Raw genomic sequence first — 19,557 nt, 5'->3', positions numbered from 1 at the left:
CCTGCTGGTCGAGGGCCCACTGCGGGGCCTGTCCGGAGCCGAGCTGCGCACCGCCGTCGAGGCCGTCCTGTCGACCGTCGCCCGCGGCCTCTGAGCCCGCAAGGCAGACCTGCGCCCGCAGAAAATCGGCTGTGGAGTTGGAGACCAACCCGTCGTTCAACCCCTCCGGCCCCGTCCGGCGGCGAGCCTTGGGAACTCCTTGGTGTCGTAGGGCCCGTACAGGGCGGTGGCTGCCGTGGCCTCAGCCGCCTTGATGGGGGCGGCAGCATTGCCGCGGACGAGATGGGCCAGCCCGCGGTGGCAGCACGATCCGCAGGTTCACTGCGACTTCCAGCCGGGCGCGGCTTGCGGCGATGGTGAGACCGTGGGTGGCCGACGTGGAGTGCACCAGCACCCGGTCCAGGGTGGCCACCCCAGCGAGGACGGTAAGCAGGACTGGGCGCAGCCGGACGCGACGCGGGGGCTCTCAGCCATAGGACATCGTGGTGCTGGAGCCGTAGACCCTGCGGGCGTGACCCGGAGCCGGTGAGCGGTGCGCGGTGTGGTGGAGGCGAGGAGCGTGGTGCGCTGACTTCCCGGGCAGCCGGGGTAGAGCCCGCGGCCGAGCCGTCAGGCCTAGGTAGCGGCGCTCCGGCTTCGGCCACGGTGGAGTGGTCGGCGCCAGCGTGCCGTACCACCGCAGCCCAGGGGCTGCGGTGGTACGGCACGCTGGCCCTGGGGGCAAGCGCTGGCTGACAGCGATGGCTGGGCCAAGTCCCGCTGGGCGGTGGTGGAGCCCTGGATCGTCGGTCGCTCCGGTCGCTGTTCACTGTGCTCGCACCCGGTTGGTGGCGAACCGGTGGCCGGCCCGCCACCGCGCGCTGGTGAGCGCGGGTTACGGTGCGAGGAGCCGCTGTTTGGCGGCCGTGAACTCGTCTTCGGTGAGCATGCCGCTGCGCCGTAGTTCGACGAGGCGTTCGAGCTGGGGCAACACCGGATTCCCCGTTCCTGCGTCGGGCGCGGGCGCCGGTGCAGCCGGGGGTGGCGGTGTCGGCGCCGGTTGGGCCGCGGCGGCGGCCTGCTGGTGGCGGGCGGCGACGCGGCTGGACACTGAGGTGGCGGTCCCGGCGATGACGGCTGTGCGGGCGGCGGTGCCGATGAGCCCCGGGCGCCCGCCTCGCGAGAGACGGCGGCCGATCATGAGCTTCTCCCTCCTCACGACTCGATGGTGTTCTCACAGTCCCAGCGCGGCGAGGTCCGCGGTGACGACGCTGTGCGGCACGTGTTCGCGGGCCACCAGGATTCCGTCTGCGTCCGCCAGCGCCCGCAGCAAGGGTGCGGCCCAGCGGTGCTCCCAGACGATGACGGCCGCGGAGCAGCCGGCGGGGATCTCCTCGCAGATGCTGGTCAGGTCTTCATCGCTGATCAGGCCCATGATCTCGCCGTTGACCTCGGCGAACGGGGCGGCTTCGTCGACGTCCAGTGCGTCGAGTTCGAGTACGCGGACGGTGCCCTGTTCGTCGCGCTTGATGAAGGCGAGATCGAGGATGCGGATGGTCCCGTCCTCGGTGAGGCGCTTGAGTTCCGGCAGGATCGCCCCCTTGAACCTGTTGCCGGGAAAGGCCAGAACGGCGTACTCGACGGGTCCGATGTCCATGGCGCCACGACCCTTCACAGGAAATCCAGTCCTCCGGCCCATCCTCCGTCCGCTCTGGCGGCCCCGCGACCCGGCCCCGGGCGCCATGTGAGCGGGCCGGCGCGAGGGTTGGCCTGCCGGTGGGGGCGTCCCTCAAGCAGGCCAGCGGGGCCTTGGGGCTCGGGTGGTCCGCTCCGGTGACCCTCAGCCCTGCGGTCTAGCTGCGGCGCACGCGGCTGGCTGTCGTGTCAGCCGGCCGATCCGGGGGCGGTGAGGTGTTCGGCGATCTCCCGTTCGTCGTCCTCGGAGAGCGAGGTCTTGAGGATGGTGCCTCCGTACGGTTGCATCGCGACGGCGAACTTGTCCTCCGTGACCTTGGTGGCCATGATGACGACGGCCGACTTCCCTGGTGCCAGCAAGTCATGCACCCGGGCCCGGAACTGGTCGTTGATGCCGGTCTTTCCGAGCTTGCCGATGAGCCCGCCCATTGCTCCGCCGATGAGGAGGCCGAGGCCGGGCACGAGGAAGAGGAGGCCGAACACCGTTCCCCAGAGTGCGCCGGAGGCCGCTGAGGCTCCGACGAATCTGGCCGGTGTGTCGACGTGGGTCTCCCCCTTCTCGTCCGCGTGGACGAGGGCGAGTCCGACGAGGTTCACGACGTAGTCGGCCTGGAGTTTCTGGACCTGCTGGTATGCCTTGTTCGCTTGGCCGGAGTCGTCGTAGCCGATGATGATCAATTCGGACATCTGTGCCTCCGCTGTCGACGTGCAGCAGCAACCGCGCAGCACGGCACGGGTTCGCCGGCACGGTGTGGTCGGATGCTCCCGCCCCGGGGCGCGGGCTCTTTCTCCAGGGTAGGTCCCGGTCCCGGCCGTCTCCACGCAAGAGCGGCCGTGCCCCGCGCCGGGGGCGGGCGTGCGTGCCCGCGTCGGCGGGCGTTCGTTCGTTCGGCCGCAAACCGCGTGGCGTGGGCTGGAAGCGTCTCGGACGTACGTCTTACTGGGACGCGATGCCCGGACCGGCGGCCGGCGGATCGCCGCCCCTTTCCACAGGAGAGCGCAGTGACGCAGAGCAGGACAGCCTTCGACCTCATTCCCTCGTGGAACAGTGCTCCAGGGGTGGAGGTCGTCACTGCTCCGGATGCGTCGGCCATGCTCGCTGCGCAGGCTGTGGGGCTGCCGGTGGCCCAGGGCGCGGTAGCGGTGCCACCGTGGCTGGAGCTGGACGCGGGCGCGGTGGAAGCCGCCGGCATGACCGGGTCGACGGGCCAGGTGCTGCTGCTCCCCCGGGCGGAGGGGGCGGACGTCGTGCTGTACGGGACGGGGCCGGCCGCGAAGGCGACGGCCGATGTGCTGAGGGACGCGGCAGCGGCCGTGGCGCTCGCTGTACCGGGCCGGACCCGGCTGGGCATCGTGCTCCCGACCGGAGTCGGAGCCGCGCCGGGGGAAGCGGCGCAGGCCGTGGTCGAAGGGGTCCTGCTGGCGCGCTACGGCTTCGATCCGCTCAAGCGCGAGCCGTCGGGCACGGCGCTGGAGGCTGTCACCGTCGTGGCGGATCCGGGCGGGCGCGAGGCGGCGCAGCGGGGCGCGGAGCGCGGATTGTGGCTGGCCCGGGCCACGATGCTGGCCCGGGACCTGGCCAGCGCTCCGCCGAGTCTGCTCAACGCGGAGGCCATGGCCGACGTCGCCGTGCGGCTGGGCGAGGGTTGCGGCCTGCGGGTGGAGGTGTTCGGGCAGAAGGCGCTGGAGGACCTGGGCTGCGGCGGCCTGCTGGGCGTGAACCGGGGCGGGGTGGACGAGGCCCGCATGATCAAGCTGACCTACGCGCCGTCGGGCGCGGGCGGTGACGTGCCGAGGCTGGCTCTGGTGGGCAAGGGGATCATGTACGACTCGGGGGGCATCAGCCTCAAGCCCGCCGATGCCGTGCACGCGACGATGAAGAACGATATGTCCGGCGCGGGCGCGATTCTCGCGGCGATGTGCGTCCTGGCCGGGCTCGGCTGCCGGACGGCGGTGACCGGGTACCTGATGTGCACGGACAACATGCCTTCGGGGTCGGCGCTCAAGCTCGGTGACGTGCTGTGGATGCGCGGTGGCACCAGCGTGGAGGTCGTCAACGCCGACGCGGAGGGCCGCCTGGTGATGGCGGACGCGCTGGTGCTGGCCGGCGAGGAGCCGGGCGACGCGGTCGTTGACATCGCCACCCTCACGGGCGCGTGTCTGCGGGCGCTCGGCGCCGAGATCGCGGGCGTGTTCGGCAACACGCAGACGCTGGTCGACCAGGTCCTCGACGCTGCCGCCCGCTCCGGCGAGCCGGCCTGGCAACTGCCGCTGTCCCGGCGCTATCGGCCTGAACTGGACTCGGAGGTGGCCGACCTGAAGAACATGGGCGGCCCCAACGGCGGGGCCATCCACGCCGCCCTCTTCCTGGCGGAGTTCGTCACCGACCGCCCCTGGGCGCACATCGACATCGCCGGGCCGGCCCAGAACGACACACCTAACGGCTGGCGCACCAAGGGCTGCACCGGCTTCGGCGCCCGCATGCTCGCAGAGCTCGCCCTGGCGTTCACCCCGACGTCGGCGGCCTCGCCGTCCGGCTCCGCCCGCTCGATCAGCGAGGAGGCTGCCCGGTGAACGCGATCGCCCACGCCCAGGCCGACGACCCGCAGGACAGGAGCGCCACCGCTTCCGGGAGCGGGAAGGGCGGAGGTTCGGGACGGGTCCTGGACGCCATCGAGAAGATCGGGAACAAGGTCCCGCACCCGGCCGTCATCTTCCTGCTGCTGTGCGTCCTGGTGATCGTCCTGTCCGCGGTCCTGTCCGCGTTCGACGTCCACGTCACCAGCGAGACCACCAAATCCGTGCCCTACCCCGCCACCCAGGTCCACGAGGGCGGCACAGAGTACGCGGGCACCCACTTGCCCCCGGAGTCGGAGTACACCCACCACTACGAGACCGTCACCGAGACGACGAAGATCGAGAGTCTGCTCTCCGGCGACGGCGTCCGGTTCCTGTTCACCTCGGCCGCACACAACTTCAACGACTTCGGCGTCGTCGCGGTCATCCTCGTCATCATGGTCGGCGTCGGGCTCGCCGAGGAGGCCGGACTGATCGCGGCCCTGATCCGACGCCTGGTCAAGATCTCGCCGCCAGGCACGCTCACAGCGATCATCGTCTTCGCCGGCATCCTGTCCAGCGTGGCCTCTGACGCCGGCTACCTCGTCCTCATCCCACTCGGCGCGGTCGCCTTCATCAGTGCCGGACGCCACCCGCTCGCCGGGATCGCCGCGGCCTTCGGCGGCGTCAGCGCGGCCTTCGGTGTCAACCTCCTCATCGCCCCCATCGACGGCATCATCACCGAGATCACCAACCAGGCCATCAAGCTCGTCAACCCCGGCCAGTCCCTCAACCTGACCGCGAACTACTACTTCGCGATCGGCTCCACTCTCTTCCTCACCGCCGTCATCACCTTCACCACCGAACGCATCGTCGAGCCCCGCCTCGGCCCCTGGCAGCCGCAGGACACCACCGCCGCAACGGATGCGCAGGAATCCGCCAGCGACACTGCCGCCGAGGCCCGGGGACTGCGCTACGCGGGCCTCGCACTCATCGCCCTCGTGCTGGCCGTCACCCTGCTCGCCCTCATCCCCGGCGCACCGCTGCGCAATCCGAAGACGGGAAGCCTGTTCCAGGACTCGCCGTTCATGGACGGCCTGATCGTCATCATCATGATCGCGTTCCTGGTGATGGGCCTGGCCTACGGCGCCGGCGCGAAGACCCTGCGGGGCAGCGCCGCCGCGATGGAAGCGATCACCAAGACCTTCTCCGGGCTCGGCGGCCTGATCTTCCTGCTGCTGATCATCGCCCAGTTCATCTCCTACTTCAACTACAGCAACATCGCCACCGTCGCCGCCGTCCAGCTGGCCGACCAGCTGGAGAGCGCGAACATCGGCGCGCTCTGGCTCCTGATCGCCTTCATCCTGCTGACCTACCTCATCAACGTGATCATCCCCGGCATCATCCCCAAGTGGGCGATCTTCGCGCCCATCTTCGTGCCCCTGTTCATCCGCCTCGGCGTAGCCCCGCAAACCGTCCTCGCCGCCTACCGGGTCGGCGACTCCCCGACCAACGTCGTCACCCCGCTGATGGTCTACTTGCCCTTCATCGTCCTGCAGTGCCAGAAGTACCGGCAGAAGGCCGGCGTCGGCACCGTCATCTCCCTGATGATCCCCTACACGCTCGTCGTCGCCGTCGGCTGGCTGCTGTTCTTCATCGTCTGGTACGCCATCGGCATCCCCATGGGACCGGGCGCCCCCGTCAAGATCTGAACCGGTGCCTCGCCCTCCCGCCACCGGGACCCGACGATGAGCGACGCCGACCGCTGCCTGCTGGTACTGGCGGCGGTCATCGCCCTGTTCGTGTGGAACCGCCTGGCCGTGGAACTCGTCGCACTCGGCTCCGCCCTGCTCCTGCCGGCCCTGGGGCTGCTGCCCGCCGACCGGGTCTTCGCCGGGTTCGGCGACCCGGTGGTCGCCCTCGTCGCCTCCCTGTTCGTCGTCAGCACCGCCCTGCAGACGACTGGCGTCACCGCCCGGGCCGGCCGCGCACTCGCCGGCACCGGCGACCGGCGGCTGCTCATCGTCACCATGCTCGCCGCCGCCCTGCTCACGGCACTGATCACCGTCAACGGAGCCGTCGCCGCCCTGCTGCCCATGGCCGTGCTCCTCGCCGTCCGCCACCACCTGCCGGTCTCAAGGCTCGCGATGCCGCTGGCCTTCGCCGCACACGCCGGCTCGCTGCTGCTGCTCATCGGCTCACCCATCAACCTGATCGTCTCCGAGAGCGCGGCGGCGGCCGGCGCACGGCCCTTCGCATTCTTCGAGTTCGCGCTCGTGGGTCTTCCGGTCCTGGCCGGCACCGTCGCCATCTGCGTATTACTGGGACGCGTCCTGCTGCCCGCCCGCACACCCGACACCCTGCCGACGGACCTGAGCGAACACGCCCGGGCCCTGATCGACCACTACAGCCTCGCCCGGGACTCCGCAGCCCGGCAGGTCGCACACGGCTCGCCCGCCGTCGGCACCTCCGTCGAACACCTCACCACCGCGGCCCCGGAGGGGGCCCTGGTACTCGGCGCCATGACCGCCGACGGCCACGACCCGCTGGGCACCCGCCCCCTCGCCCCCGGAGACATCGTCGTCATCCGAGGCACCCAGGACGCCATCGACGCGTTCAGCCACACGCACCAGCTCGAGCCCCTACCCCAGCCACTGGACGACCACCTCGCCGACGTCCTCCTCGATCAGCACACCGGCCTGCTCGAACTCGCCGTCAGCCCACGCTCCGCCCTCGTCGGCACCACCGCGTTCCCCGGCATGACCGACGAGACCGGACACCTGGCCGTCCTCGCCGTCAACCGCCAGGACCGACCCGCGGATCCGGGGCCGCTGACCCTCGCACCGGGTGACCACCTCCTGATCCGCGGCCGGTGGGACGAACTCGAACGCGTCCCCGCCCGCCCCGGCATGCTGGCCGTCGACCAGCCCTCCGACATCCGAAGCCAGGCCGCACCACCCGGACGCGCCGCCGCCCTCGCACTCACCGTGCTCACCGGCATGATCGCGCTGCTCGCCTCCGGAGCCACCCCGCCCGCCGTCGCCGCCACCCTCGCCGCGCTCCTCCTGGTCGCCCTGCGCGTGGTGCGCGTCGACCAGGCCTACGGCGGCATCTCGTGGACCACCCTGGTCATCGTCGGCGGCATGTTCCCCCTCTCCGAGGCCATGATGTCCTCCGGGGCCGCCGAGCGGATCGCCCACCTCGTGGTCACCGCCGCCTCCGGCAACGGCCGCCTGCTGCTGCTCGCCGTGTTCCTGCTCACCGCAATGCTGGGCCAGTTCATCAGCAACATGGCGACCGCGCTGATCGTCGTCCCGATCGCCGTCAACGCCGCCCACGATGCCGGCGTCTCCGTCCTGCCCGTCCTGATGTGTGTCGCGGTTCCCGCCGCCGCTGCCCTGCTCACCCCCGTGGCCACCGCGGCGAACCTCATGGTGATGAGCCCCGGCGGATACCGGTTCGGCGACTACTGGCGCCTCGGCCTACCCGTCCTGGCCTGGTACCTCGTGGTCGCCATGACCGTGGTGCCACTGGTGTGGCCACTGTGACCCCACATCTCACCGCTCACCCGGCCGGGCCGCTACGCCCCTGCGGCAGCGAGGTACGTAGCAGACCGCCGGGGTCGGTGAAGCGCACCGCGACGCTGTCACCGAGGTCGGCGGCACAGTCGGCCAGCAGTCTGCGGGCGATCGGACGGACCGCGCTCACCTGCGAGAGGTCGACCACGACCACCGGGCGCGACTGCCGGCTGGTGACGCGGCGGATGCGGTGGACGATCTCCTCGGCCGCCGCGAAGCCGAGGTCGCCGAGGAGCTCCAGACGGTGCGCGTCCCGATCGGTGCGCAGCGCCTGGATCGGTGAGCGCGGGCGCTCGGTGTGCTGCAGGAGGTGCAGGCCCAGTTCGGCCGACATCTCCCGCAGCACGGAGCCTGCGCGGACGCTGTTGCCCCGGAGGTCCAGCGGGGGGCTGAACACGCCGACGCCGAACTGACCGGGGCTGACCGCGCAGACTCCTCCGCCGACACCGCTCTTGGCCGGCAGTCCCACGTTCAGCATCCATTCGCCGCTGTGGTCGTACATTCCGCAGGTGGCCATGACGGACAGCGTCGCGCGGGTGGCCTCGGGGTCCACGACACGGCGCCCGGTCACCGGGTTGAGGCCTCCGTTGGCCAGCGTCGCGCCCATGACCGCGAGATCGCCTGCGGTGACCTCGATCGCGCACTGGCGGAAGTACACGTCACAGGCCTCCCCGGCCGCGCGAGACAGCACGCCCTGGGACCGGGTGAGGTAGGCCAGCGCCCGGTTGCGGTCCCCGGTGGCGGCCTCGGAGCGGTACACGTCCTCGTCGACCGTCAGCCTGCGGCCGGCGAAACCCGACAGGGTGTCACGGATCCGCTCGAACGCGGCCTGGCCGTCGCCGTCGATGAGCGCGGTCGTCACGATCGCCCCGGCATTGATCAGAGGGTTGGCCGGACGCCCGGTGCCCCGTTCCAGGCTGATCGCGTTGAACGGCTCCCCGCTGGGCTCGCACCCGACCCTCCTGGCCACCTCCGCCAGCCCCAGGTCCTGGAGCGCGAGCGCGTACACGAACGGCTTCGAGACGGACTGGATGGTGAACGGGGCCGACGCGTCACCGGCCTGATAGGCATGGCCCAGGACGCTGACCATGGCCAGGCCGAAGGCCCGCGGGTCGGCGCGGGCGAGTTCGGGGATGTAGCGGGCGACCTCGCCGGCAGACTCGGCCCGGTGCCTTTCGACGAGTTCGGCAAGCACCGCCGTCACCGGCTCCATCACCGTCCCCCGGCTGGAGCGACCACGGCGACCGCAGACAGCACGTGTCCACCAGGAGGCAGGGCCCTGGTAGAGCTCTTGGGCGCCTGCAGCGCTGTCAGTGCCCGGAGGGGGGCTCGGACGGCGGTCGCCGGCCTGCGAAGCCGCCCGGGTCGCCCCGTGGGCCGCCTCGGTGTCCCCAACGACACCACGCCCCGGGCACCGCTGCCGGATGTCCATGGCCACCTCACCAGATCGCCGCGGCGCTTCGGAGCCGGGCGCCGCCTGACAGACACCTACGCGTCCTTAGTCAGTACCGCTGGGCCTGGGCGACCCGCGCGACCAGAGCCTTGTCACGGTCGATCGAGCTGAACGCGGTCGGCTGGGCCTTCGCCCCCGGGGCCAGGTCCTTGACCCCCAGGAAGTTGGTGTCCACCACCTTGCCGCTCTCGTCGAGGAACTCGACCTTGATGGCGTAGGACGCGCTCGCGCGCGTGTTGTTCACCACCGTGATCAGCGCCGCGTTGAAACCGGCGGCCTGCGCCTTGGGCAGCCCGGTGAGCGTCGTGTCCGAAACGGCGTTGCCCGACCCTTGGGTCTTCGCCAGCACCGACTGGGCCTCGGCACGGCCCGCCGCCACCTGCGCGGACACCGACGCCTGGAACGAGGCGGCCGCCGCCGACTGCGAAGCCGCCGCGGCCGAGACCGATGCGAGCAGGGACGACTTCGCCGAAGCCACCGAGGACGGGAGCTCCCCGGAGAACGAGCTCACGTTCGGCGAGAACGGGCGGGACGACGCGCCGGCGGACGGAGTCGAGGACGAGCTGCAGCCCGCGACCACCAGCATCGTGCAGCCCAGCGCGGCGGCGGCCGCACCGGCGCCCCGGCTCAGCCGCACCGCCCGCCGCGTCCGTCCGTCGAGGAATCGTGGCATGGCCCTCTGCCTTCGTCTCGCGGCCGGGCCACCACCGACCCGGTCCTCCACCCCACCCAGCGTTCCCGCTCACGCCGCACACCGCGAGCAGGTCTGCTGCGAACAGGTGGTCACCCACCCGTCTGTGCGCTGCGCACGTGCGAGTACTCCATCGCCAGGTACCACGGGGGCACAACGCGACGATGGCAGCGGCCCACGCCCTGCCCGGGTGCACCGCGGGTGTCGGCAATGGCTGGCGGGGTTCTCTGTCATACGCGCCGGCCGCATCGGCCGGTCGGAGAGGCGACGCTGCCTGGACGTTCATCGGCCTGGGTCCGTGTCCTGACCACGGAAGGGCCCGCTCCCGTCCGAACGCCCGGCCCGGAGGTCGTCGGGTTCATCGTCTCGGTCAGTCGATGCGCCACGGTGCCCTCGACGACCATCCAGGACCGCCGGCGACACGCCGCTCCCTGCAGCCACCGCCCGGGGCGTCGGCTCCGCCAGATCAACGGGACGCCCTTGTGTTCAGGTCGCCTTCAATGAACGCCACCTAGCTAGGCGGCCCCTGGTCCTTGATCTAGGAACCCGGCAAGGCCACCGGATGGGCGTCCGGGCCCTCGGGCCTGAGGACGGCTGTTCCGTCGACGAGGGCGTCGAGCAGCGCCGCTACCCACGTGCCCAGGTCCGCGCCTGGCGGTAGCGGCGGCGCGGTCCCGGTCACCGCGCGCCGCGCGAACCCGGTGTCCAGGTGCGGCAGGCGCGCGTCGAGGACGGTGAGCCGCTCCCGGCGGCGCTCGGTGCGGACCGACTCAAGCCAGGCTGCCAATGCCGCCTTGGACGCCCGGTAGGAGCAAGTCCCCGGAAACGGGCGGTCGACGACGGCACCCGTGAGCGCGGCGATCGCGCCGCCCGGTCCGACGACGGGGAGCGCTCCTTCGAGCACCGCCGCGGGGGCCAAGGCGTTCACCGTCATCAGATGCTCCTGAACCGCAAGCGGGACCTCCCCGGTGCGGCCGAACGCGATCGCGCCGAACGCGACGATCACGGCGTCCAGACCCGCGGTTCGTTCGGCCGCCAGAGCCGCGAGAGCACGGCAGGTTTCCAGGTCGTAGGCATCGAACAGGAAGCCCGGCGTCGCGCCCACACGGCGGGCCGCGCGGGCCAGGCGCTCTGGGTCACGGCCGGCCACCGCTACCCGAGCGCCACGGGCGGCCGCGGCGGCCGCCAGTTCACCCCCGATGACTCCGGTGGCCCCGACCACCAGCACTCGCGAGCCCTCGATCTCCACTGTCTTCTCCGACCTCTCAGCCCCCAAAGGGCGTCTGGCTGGACGCGGGATCGCCGGCCATGCCGATAGCACACGTCGCCACTGATCAAGGGCCCGCAAGGACGACGGGCAGGCGCAGCGCCACCGCGTCCGCGAGGCGTTCGAACTCGGCGCGGAGGAAGGGGGCGGCCAGACGTGCGAGTCCGTTGAACCTCAGTGACGCCCGGTAGACGACCACCGTGCGTTCCTCGGAGGCCCGGATGGCGATGTCGTCGGTGGCCTCGACGGTCCGGTTGTGGCCGACGAATACCAACCGCTCGGGGCCGTAGTGCTCCAGGCGGTAGAGGAGTTCGGTACGCCGCCCCCGGAACCGTGAGACGTTGCGCCAGCGCGCCCCTTCCGCCACGGGGCCGGGGTCCAGGCGGGTGCAGCTCTCGGTCCCCGGGTCCCACTGCGGTGTGTTCCCGAAGTCCGCCAGGTAGCGCATGACCTCCCCCACCGGTCGGTCGACGAGCATGGTGCGCTCCACCCTGATCATCGGCTCTCCCTTCGAGTTCTGCCTGCCCGGTCAGCGGGCTTGTACCCCCTTCTTCGGTGCGGACGGCCTTGCGGATGGTCGGCGCGCGCCCGATCTCCTGGGCCGGTTCGCGGCCACGAGCCGGGCGCGGTCGCGCTGGAGGCAGCCGGTCACCCAGCGTCCACCGCCGTGCCACGGCTCGTGGACGAAGCCTTCTCTGGCCACCTCCCACCGTCGGCCGGTTGGGGAGCGGGAGGAGATGTCACCCGTATCGGCGGCATGGGCGTGATGCGACGCCGAGGGCCGCGGAGGCGAACTCAGCGGTCGGCCGGTGCCATTGGGGTGCGCCGCGCGGCGTCGTGTGGCCGCCCCGGGCCATGGGTACGGCCTCGACGGCGGCCCCCGCAGTGGCAGCGCGGCGGGCGAGTTCCCATGTCATTGCCGCTGGGGGTGGCGTGGTCGGCCCGGCCGTGCAGGAGAAGGAGCTGCTTGGCCCTGAGCCAGTGCACGGGATCATTAGGCGCGCACCAGGGGGCCAGTGCGACGACACCGACCACGGAGGCCGCCAGCGGCGGCCATGGCGGCTCTGGCTCCCGTGGAGTGACCAACCGGGAGCAACGGAGCGTGGGGCGAGTCCTTCGAGGGCGTCGGTGACGGGGTCGGTATAACCGGCCCCGTTCCGGCCTCGATGGCGGTAGCGGACGGACAATACGGCGGCGTCGGGGAGGGGAGCGCGTAGGGCCCGGGCGAGCAGCAGCGTGCGCAGGGCCGGCGGGTCGGTGCGGCGGGGCGGTGCGGTGCGAGGCCACGCGAGCGGCCGCCGGGCGGCAGGAGTACCCCGGCGCCGGGCACGGCGGGCCGCTGGCGGATCCGTAGCGGCCAGTAAGGTCGCGACATCGGGCCTCCCGTTCGCTGCCGAGTACGCGGGTACGACAGAGTGGGGCCGGATGCTCGCGGCGGACCTGGCCGTGTTGCCTCAACTGCCCTGGGGGCTCGGAGCGGCTGCCGTCCACAGATCCGGGGCGTGCCGTCGGCGGGCAGCGGTCAGGTGGGGCCCTTCGCGCCAGGACGACGGCAGTCTCAGGGCTGTCTGCCGCAGCAGCTTGGCCTGCATGGTGGCCAGGTGATCCGTTGCCGGCCAGCCAGGTAGCCCGTACATCCGCCGGGCCCAGGACGGAAGTAGACCGATCGCGCAGCCCACCAAGGTCGCCCAGGCAGGACAGAGCGGAGTCGCGAGTAGGGCCCAGCCGTGCAACGGCGGCAGCGCGGCGAAGCGCATCGCCTCCCGTGCGGCCGGGGTCGCCCGCAGCACCGGACGGACGGCAGTCATGTAGGAGTCCAGGTCCTCCGTGTTGCTGGGCACCGGGTAGTCCTCGGGGACGCCGACCAGCCGCGCCACCAGCGACTGCTCGGCAAGGTAGGTGTCGGCTTCAACAGCGCTCAGGGCAAGCCCACTGCGCCGGGCGGCTTCCAGGAAGGAGCCGACCTCCGCGCAGTGGACCCAGACCAGCAGGTCAGGATCGTCAGCTCGGTAGGGCACGCTCGTCTGCGGATCGGTGCCACGGACGTGGACGTGGGCGCGGCGGACCCGATCGACGGCCTCGCGGACCTCACCGCCGGTGCCGTAGGTGACCGCACCGATGAAGTGGGCTGTCCGGTAGAGCCGGCCCCACGGATCCTCACGGAACGCCGAGTGCTGTGCGACGCCCGCCATCGCGAGTGGGTGGAGCGCCTGGAGAAAGAGGGCCCGCAAGCCGCCGAGAACCATGGACGGGTCGGCGTGGACGGCCCAGGACACAGATTCAGGTGTGAACAGTCCCGAGCGCGGAACTGTCGATGGGTTGAGCGGATCACTGTTCATCTCGGACCGTCCGTGGCAACTCACTGTCCGGCCGTCGCACGGGCCCAAAGAACCGACCTCGTTCTCCGTGGTCGGGCAAGGCCCGCGCCCGGGTCATCATGGCGCACAGCGGGCGTCCGGCTGTCGCGCGCCCTGCGGCCTCGCGGGCACGCCGACAACTGGACGCTCCGGGCGCATAGGGAGCGGTGCGGCCGGCCCCGCAGGCTCAGCTGCGGGGTCGGCTCCGGCGAGGTCGGGTCACCCTGTGTTCTCGCTCGGGTGGTCGAGCCAGCCGCTGCGTGCGCCCGGGGCAGAGGCGGCGGTGTCCTTCTCGTACCCGGCGAGAGCGAGGCCGAGACCGAAGAAGGTGGGTGCCCATTCACCGACGAAGATGCCCCATCGGTCCGCCCGTTCGACGCCGGCCTGTTCGGCCTGCATGGACGCGAGCCAGCTGATCAGGGAGAGGCCGACGGACCCGAAGGCCGCCGCGTAGGCGTGTTCGCTGGTGATTCCGGCTTCGTGGAGCCGACGGACGATGTTCATGACTACTCCAAGCGTCGGTGCTGAGAGGATCCTGTTCCTCCAGCCTGGGAGTTGCGTCCGGATGGCGTCAGTCGCAGCGTTGATGCATCGGCCTGCTGGAAGAGCCTCGTGGGGACCCGGATTACACCCGTGGAGAACGCCGGGCCCGTGACCCGGCCTACCTGGAGTTGCAGAATCTGCTGGCGAAAGCCCGCCGGCGCGGCGACCGGGCCCAGGCCCGGACACTGCGTCAGCGAATGGTGAGCCTGCCGAGTGCGGATCCCAACGACCCGTCATATCGCAGGCTTCGCTATGTCCGCTACGCAGACGACCACATCCTCGGATTCACCGGACCGAAAGCCGAGGCCGAGCAGATCAAGCATCGCCTGGCGGAATTCCTGCGTGACGAACTCAAGCTGGAACTCTCCCGGGAGAAGACGCTGGTCACCCACGCTCGAACCCGGGCGGCGCGGTTTCTCGGCTACGAGATCACGACCCAGCACAACGACACGAAGAAGACCGGCCGCTACCGCAGGGTCAACGGTCAGATCGCCCTTCGCGTTCCCAGGGACGTGATCAAGGCCAAGTGCGAGCCCTACCTCGCCCGCGGCAAGCCCGCGAAGCGAACGGAACTGACCAACGGCAGCGATCACACGATCGTCGCCACGTTCGGGGCCGTCTACCGGGGCATCGTCCAGTACTACCTGCTCGCCGGAGACGTCTTCCGGCTGCACCGCCTGCAATGGGTCATGGAGACATCCATGCTCAAGACCCTTGCGGCCAAGCACCGTTCGACCGTGACGAAGATGGCCGCCAAGCACAAGGCCAGAATCGACACACCCAATGGGCCCCGAGTCTGCTTCGAGGCCCACATCGAGCGGAAGAACAGGCAGCCGCTGGTGGCACGGTCCGGTGGAATCCCTCTCCAGCAGCAGCGATCGGCGAAGGTCATCGACCGTCGGCCTGTCTGGGTGGACCATCCGCAGAAGGAGCTGATCACCAGGCTCCTGGCGGACACATGCGAGGTCTGCGGGGCCACCGGTGATGTCCAGGTGCATCACGTCCGGGCCCTCGCCGACCTCGCCCGTGCCGGATGGCCGCCGTCCGACTGGGCGCGCGTCATGCTCGACCGGCGGCGCAAGACCCTCGTGGCCTGCACTGCCTGCCATGACCGCATCCACGAAGCGCGAACGGCCCGATCACTCACGCCGTGATCACTGGAGAGCCGGATGACAGGGAAACCGTCATGTCCGGTTCGGCGGGAGGCCGCGCGGAAAAGGACCTGCCACGGGCAGGCACCTCGCCGCGCGGCCGACCCAACCGCCTGGTTCATGCGCGCCCGCCACAACTGCCGCGACTATGAACGCCTGCCCGCCCACGCAGAAGCCCACCTCACCTGGAGCGCCATCACTCTCATGCTCCGCCGCCTCACCCGCGGCCCCCGCGAGCGGCCACCACACGCGCCCACGGCCGCAAACCCGTTCGGGTGACACGACGGGTGTCCAACATGTCTCCCCGCACACAATCGGGCAGCTTTGAAACGACGCGGCGTCAAGGCAGCGCATACTCCCGTCGCGCTCCCCTGCCCATCCCACCAAAGGAGCGCCCCATGCGTTTTCGCCATGCCACCGTCGCCGCCCTCGGCGCCTTCACCCTCCTGCTGGCCGTCCCCTCCTCGGCCTCCGCGGACGGCCCGGTGCCCCGAACACCGTGCACCTCACCCGCAGGCGGCTCGGTCACCTCGCTGCACATCTCCTCCACCGGAACTCTCGCGCCCCGTGCCACCTGCACGTTCGAACTTCTCGGCGTGAGCTGGGACGGCCCGCAGAACGCCCTCACAGCAGGCTCCGTGCGAGTCCGCACCCGCGACGCCGCCACACACCGCTGGAGCGAGTGGCACGCGCTGGAGTCCGAGTCCGAGGACGGCCCCGAAGTCCCCACGCACAGTGCCACCCCCCCGTTGTGGGTCGGACCCAGCGACGGCGTGGCGGTCGACGTCCGCCCCGGTCCCGGCGGACTGCCGCGCGGACTGCGAGTAAATTTGGTCGACCCCGGCCAGCCAGCGCTCTCCGACGCCGCCAGGAGGGTTCCCGAGCGCCCGGCCGGGCCCTCCGTCGGCACCGCCGCGCGCCCCGAGATCGTCACCCGGGCGGGATGGGGCGCGGACGAGTCCCTGCGCGAACCAGAAGTCGGGTATACCGGCTCGGTCCGCGTGGTCTTCGTCCACCACACCGAGACCGGCAACGACTACGCCTGCAGCGATGCACCCGCATTGATCCGGGCGGTGTACCAGTACCACGTGCGGACCAACGGCTGGCGAGACATCGGCTACAACTTCCTCGTCGACAAGTGCGGCACCATCTACGAGGGCCGCGCTGGCGGCGTCGACCAGCCCGTACTCGGCGCCCACACCCTCGGCTTCAACACCGACTCCTCCGGTGTTGCGGCCCTCGGGAATTACTCCTCCGACAACCCGCCCCAGCCGGTGGTGGACAGCCTCGCGAAAATCGCCGCGTGGAAACTCGGTCTCACCGGCCAGCCCGCCGACGGCCACAGCGAACTCGTCTCCGCCAGCGACAGCAGCCGCTACAAGAAGGGCACCGTCCACAGCTTCAACACCATCGTGGGCCACCTCGACGCCTTCAACACCGGATGCCCGGGTGAGTACCTTTACGCCCGGCTCCCTTCCATCCGCAGCGCCGCGGCCCGCCTCCAGGGAACATGAGCCGAAGCCACAGCACCGTTCTGGCACGCAGCCGGGCTTCCTCCGAAGCGAGCGTGTCTGAAAGAACGTGTAAGTACGTGATGTGACAGCCTGGCCGGGGACTCGACCTCGGGTTCTTTGGCCAGGCGGGACGGACGAGTCACGGCAGACAAGGAACCGGTCGCCTCGGCGGCCGAGGATGTGTTGGTCGACGAGGTCGTCGAGCGGCTGATGGACCGCGCCGACGCCTCAGCTTGACTGAACGGAAAATCGAACCTCAGCCGGGCAGGCGGCAGCGTCCGTTGCGCGGAGCGGAACGGACGAACGCGTGAGTGGGTTCGGTCAGGCGGCGGGGGCGAGGGTGACCTGGTGGCCGAGGACCTGGAGCTGGCGGATTAGGTTGCGGGTCTTGCGGGCGCTGTTCAGGTGGCGCTGGTGCCAGTCCGCGCCGAGGTCCTGGTAGCGGGCGTCGGGGTCGTTGATCAGGTGCCAGGCTATGACGAGGATTGAGCGGGCGACGGCGACCAGTGCCTTGGCGTCCCAACGTTTGACGATCCGGCGGTAGCGCGAGCCGAGGAAGGTGTCCGTGCGGGCGGCGGCGTTGGCCGCTTCGCCCAGGGCGCCCTTGAGCCAGGGATTGCCCCGGCCCGCCGGGCCGGTGGTGTTCTTCGTCCCGGATTGGATGGTCCGGGGGCAGAGCTTGGCCCAGGAGACCAGGTGCTCCGGGCTGGGGAAGCGGCTCATGTCCAGGCCGATCTCGGCGAGGATGATCTGCGCGGTGACCGCTCCGACTCCGGGGATGGCCTCAAGGCGTACGCCGGCGCCTCCCCGGTCACCCGCGCCTCCGGCAAGAAGTCCAGCATCACCCACCGCTGGGTGAAGAACGACCGGCCCAACCACGCCGGCTACCTCTGGGCCTTCTCCGCAATCACCGCCTCACCCGGCGCCAAGACCCACTACCGGCGCCGCCGCGACGACGCTGGCGACTGGCACGCCGCAGCCCAGCGCAACCTCTTCAACCGCATGCTCGGCCAGCTCTACCACTGCCTCAAGAACCGCCGCCTGTTCGACGAACACACCGCCTTCCCCACAGCGCTGATAGTCGCCGCTTGACGGCTTGGCGCCGTGAGGTGTCTACGTGGAACCCCTGTCGGACGACGTCAGGTTGATGCTCCTATGGGCTGTCAAGCGGTGGTGAGCCAGTCGCGGTAGGCGGTGGCGAGGGTGTCGTCGCGGCGGGTGCCGCGTTCGATGCCGGAGATGACCGCCGGCCAGACGCCGAAGTGGTTGGCGACGGCGGTGAGGGTGATGTTCTTCGCTTGGCGTGCCGGCCGGAGGTCGGCGATCTCGGGGACCGCGACGGTCGTGGTGAGGCAGCGGAAGATCCCCCGGGCGACGGCACGTTTGAGCGGGCGGACGATTTCCTTCTTCGTGCGGCCGGCCTCGCTCTGGCGGGCGACGTAGTCGCGGGTGCGCTGGTCACCGGCCATCCGGCAGAGGGCGATGCGGTAGAGGGCGGCGTTGGCCCCTCGGTCCCCGCCGCGGGACAGGCGGTGGCGGCTGGTCTTCCCGCTGGAGGCGGGGACGGGGGCGACACCGCAGAGCGCGGCGAAGGACGCCTCGCTTCGGAGCCGATCGGGGTTGCCGCCCGCGGTGATCAGCAGTTGGGCGGCGGTGTCGGGGCCGACTCCGTAGGTCGCGCGCAGGCCGGGGTTGAGCTCGGTGACCAGGGCGTCGACGGCGGCGGTGAGGGTCTCGTGCTCCTCGGTCAGGGCCTTGACGCGTTTGGCGAGAGTCCTGAGCGCGGTCAGGATCGCGACGCGGACGCCGTCGCCGGTCGGGCGGGGCCGGGCGAGAGTCTCGGTCCGTTTGTCGCCTTGCGGGGCAAGGTACTTGGCGCGGATGTCGTCGGGCGCGGCGATGAGGGCATGGGTGATCTGGTTCAGGGTCGCGGTGCGGGCCTTGATGGCGGAGCGGGCCGCGTTGTGCAGGGCCCGCAGGCCGGCGACGCTCTCGTCCTTCGGGGTACTGGAAGCCCGTCCGGACAGGGCGGCGCGGGCGGCGGCGTAGGCGTCGATGGGGTCGGACTTGCCTGTCCGGCGCCGCTCGGCCCGGTCGGGCCGGTTGACCTCGACCACGGGCAGGCCGGCCTGGCGGGCGGCTCGGGTGAAGCCGGCGCCGTAGGAGGAGGTGCCTTCCACGCCGATCGCGGCCACGCTCCCGTGCGCGGTCAGGAATGCGATCGCGGCTGTGTGGCCGGCGGTGGTGGTGGGGAACTCGGCGTCGGCGAGGTGGCCGCCGTGGTCGGTGATGATCGCGAGGTGGACGGTGTCGGCGTGGGAGTCCACCCCGCCGAACACTGTGTGATCCGTGGTGTCCGGGGTGCTTGGTCCTGTCATGCTGGTACTGCCTTCCTAGCCGGAGGCGGCCTCCGGTCGGGTGGGGCAGACAGGACACTGAGGGGGCCTCTGGCCAGGCTCCTATAAGGTCATGCTCCGCCCGGCCGGGGCCATGGGAACGGGCCCCGGCAGCCGGACAGAACAACCCGAGGACAGCCCAGCAGGGCGTCAGTCAGTGGCAGAGCCACGACCACCGGAGACCCAGTTACGACTAGCAGTGTCAGTGGTCGGCCACACAGGATGTGTCGGTGGCTCGCCCATCTACGCGAGGCCGACAGGCTCGCCAATTTCAGTTCAACTCTAGTGTCCTGAGTCTGGAATTTCATTCATAAATATAGACTGATCCTATGGTGCGGACGGGTCGACCAAAGGTCGAGTTGGTGTTGTCGGACGAC

16 protein-coding genes and 1 pseudogene are annotated in these 19,557 nt (G+C 70.8%); 6 read left to right on the top strand and 11 right to left on the bottom strand.

The features are described 5' to 3' along the window. Positions 1–874: 874 nt before the first annotated feature. The 3 genes from ACFXPX_RS39520 to ACFXPX_RS39510 all read right to left on the bottom strand — a co-directional run bounded on the left by ACFXPX_RS39520 (position 875) and on the right by ACFXPX_RS39510 (position 2,361). On the bottom strand, positions 875–970 hold the full coding sequence (locus ACFXPX_RS39520) for an SHOCT domain-containing protein (protein WP_380644778.1): 96 nt from the start codon (positions 968–970) through the stop codon (positions 875–877). Positions 971–1,213: 243 nt separating this feature from the next. Beyond that, positions 1,214–1,636 (bottom strand): DUF6325 family protein, encoded by a 423-nt coding sequence (locus ACFXPX_RS39515; RefSeq protein ID WP_380644777.1) that lies wholly within the window; start codon positions 1,634–1,636, stop codon positions 1,214–1,216. Between the two features lie 227 nt (positions 1,637–1,863). Next, the gene (locus ACFXPX_RS39510; protein ID WP_380644776.1) at positions 1,864–2,361 is read right to left on the bottom strand and encodes a DUF1269 domain-containing protein; all 498 of its coding nucleotides are present in this window, start codon (positions 2,359–2,361) and stop codon (positions 1,864–1,866) included. A gap of 315 nt (positions 2,362–2,676) precedes the next feature. Here ACFXPX_RS39510 and ACFXPX_RS39505 point away from each other — a divergent pair, with 315 nt between their 5' ends. The 3 genes from ACFXPX_RS39505 to ACFXPX_RS39495 are packed head-to-tail and all read left to right on the top strand — an operon-like array spanning position 2,677 to position 7,778. After that, positions 2,677–4,248: a leucyl aminopeptidase family protein gene (locus tag ACFXPX_RS39505; RefSeq protein WP_380644775.1), complete on the top strand. Its 1,572-nt coding sequence runs from the start codon at positions 2,677–2,679 to the stop codon at positions 4,246–4,248. After that, positions 4,245–5,942 carry an AbgT family transporter gene (locus ACFXPX_RS39500; RefSeq protein WP_380644774.1) on the top strand — a complete coding sequence of 566 codons (1,698 nt, stop codon included), beginning with the start codon at positions 4,245–4,247 and terminating at the stop codon, positions 5,940–5,942. The genes ACFXPX_RS39505 and ACFXPX_RS39500 overlap by 4 nt, the downstream gene beginning before the upstream one ends. Before the next feature lie 36 nt (positions 5,943–5,978). After that, positions 5,979–7,778 carry an SLC13 family permease gene (locus ACFXPX_RS39495; protein ID WP_380644773.1) on the top strand — a complete coding sequence of 600 codons (1,800 nt, stop codon included), beginning with the start codon at positions 5,979–5,981 and terminating at the stop codon, positions 7,776–7,778. 16 nt (positions 7,779–7,794) lie between these two features. On the opposite strand, the gene glsA is transcribed toward ACFXPX_RS39495, so the two are convergent. The 6 genes from glsA to ACFXPX_RS39465 all read right to left on the bottom strand — a co-directional run bounded on the left by glsA (position 7,795) and on the right by ACFXPX_RS39465 (position 14,080). Beyond that, positions 7,795–9,012 (bottom strand): glutaminase A, encoded by a 1,218-nt coding sequence (glsA, locus tag ACFXPX_RS39490; protein WP_380644772.1) that lies wholly within the window; start codon positions 9,010–9,012, stop codon positions 7,795–7,797. Positions 9,013–9,310: 298 nt separating this feature from the next. Next, positions 9,311–9,934 (bottom strand): hypothetical protein, encoded by a 624-nt coding sequence (locus ACFXPX_RS39485; RefSeq protein WP_380644771.1) that lies wholly within the window; start codon positions 9,932–9,934, stop codon positions 9,311–9,313. Between the two features lie 556 nt (positions 9,935–10,490). Then, the gene (locus ACFXPX_RS39480) at positions 10,491–11,201 is read right to left on the bottom strand and encodes an SDR family NAD(P)-dependent oxidoreductase (RefSeq protein ID WP_380644770.1); all 711 of its coding nucleotides are present in this window, start codon (positions 11,199–11,201) and stop codon (positions 10,491–10,493) included. Between the two features lie 85 nt (positions 11,202–11,286). Beyond that, positions 11,287–11,718, bottom strand: coding sequence for an SRPBCC family protein (locus tag ACFXPX_RS39475; protein WP_380644769.1), 432 nt, complete (start codon positions 11,716–11,718; stop codon positions 11,287–11,289). A 955-nt stretch (positions 11,719–12,673) separates the two neighbouring features. Next, complete coding sequence (locus tag ACFXPX_RS39470; RefSeq protein WP_380644768.1) at positions 12,674–13,558, bottom strand: oxygenase MpaB family protein; 885 nt, start codon at positions 13,556–13,558, stop codon at positions 12,674–12,676. A gap of 237 nt (positions 13,559–13,795) precedes the next feature. Next, complete coding sequence (locus tag ACFXPX_RS39465; protein ID WP_380644767.1) at positions 13,796–14,080, bottom strand: hypothetical protein; 285 nt, start codon at positions 14,078–14,080, stop codon at positions 13,796–13,798. 116 nt (positions 14,081–14,196) lie between these two features. On the opposite strand from ACFXPX_RS39465, the pseudogene ACFXPX_RS39460 reads away from it, so the two are divergent. Together ACFXPX_RS39460 and ACFXPX_RS39455 are read left to right on the top strand one after the other, a co-directional pair. Then, positions 14,197–15,273, top strand: a pseudogene (locus ACFXPX_RS39460) (group II intron reverse transcriptase/maturase); the annotation flags it as partial. Between the two features lie 395 nt (positions 15,274–15,668). Further along, positions 15,669–16,784, top strand: a complete 1,116-nt coding sequence (locus ACFXPX_RS39455) for a peptidoglycan recognition protein (protein ID WP_380644766.1) — start codon at positions 15,669–15,671, stop codon at positions 16,782–16,784. Between the two features lie 321 nt (positions 16,785–17,105). Here the strand turns inward: ACFXPX_RS39455 and ACFXPX_RS39450 are convergent, their stop codons facing one another. Next, positions 17,106–17,519 (bottom strand): transposase, encoded by a 414-nt coding sequence (locus tag ACFXPX_RS39450; RefSeq protein ID WP_380644779.1) that lies wholly within the window; start codon positions 17,517–17,519, stop codon positions 17,106–17,108. Here ACFXPX_RS39450 and ACFXPX_RS39445 point away from each other — a divergent pair. Beyond that, a complete protein-coding gene (locus ACFXPX_RS39445) occupies positions 17,481–17,876 on the top strand; it encodes a transposase (RefSeq protein WP_380644765.1) in 396 nt (131 codons plus the stop codon). The two genes, ACFXPX_RS39450 and ACFXPX_RS39445, sit on opposite strands and share 39 nt — an antisense overlap. 71 nt (positions 17,877–17,947) lie before the next feature. Here ACFXPX_RS39445 and ACFXPX_RS39440 read toward each other — a convergent pair whose 3' ends face one another. Continuing rightward, positions 17,948–19,162: an IS110 family transposase gene (locus ACFXPX_RS39440; protein ID WP_380644764.1), complete on the bottom strand. Its 1,215-nt coding sequence runs from the start codon at positions 19,160–19,162 to the stop codon at positions 17,948–17,950. Positions 19,163–19,557: the final 395 nt, after the last annotated feature.

Source organism: Kitasatospora sp. NPDC059146, assembly GCF_042786665.1.
GTDB lineage: Bacteria > Actinomycetota > Actinomycetes > Streptomycetales > Streptomycetaceae > Kitasatospora.
This window is presented reverse-complemented; position numbering and strand designations above follow the sequence as displayed.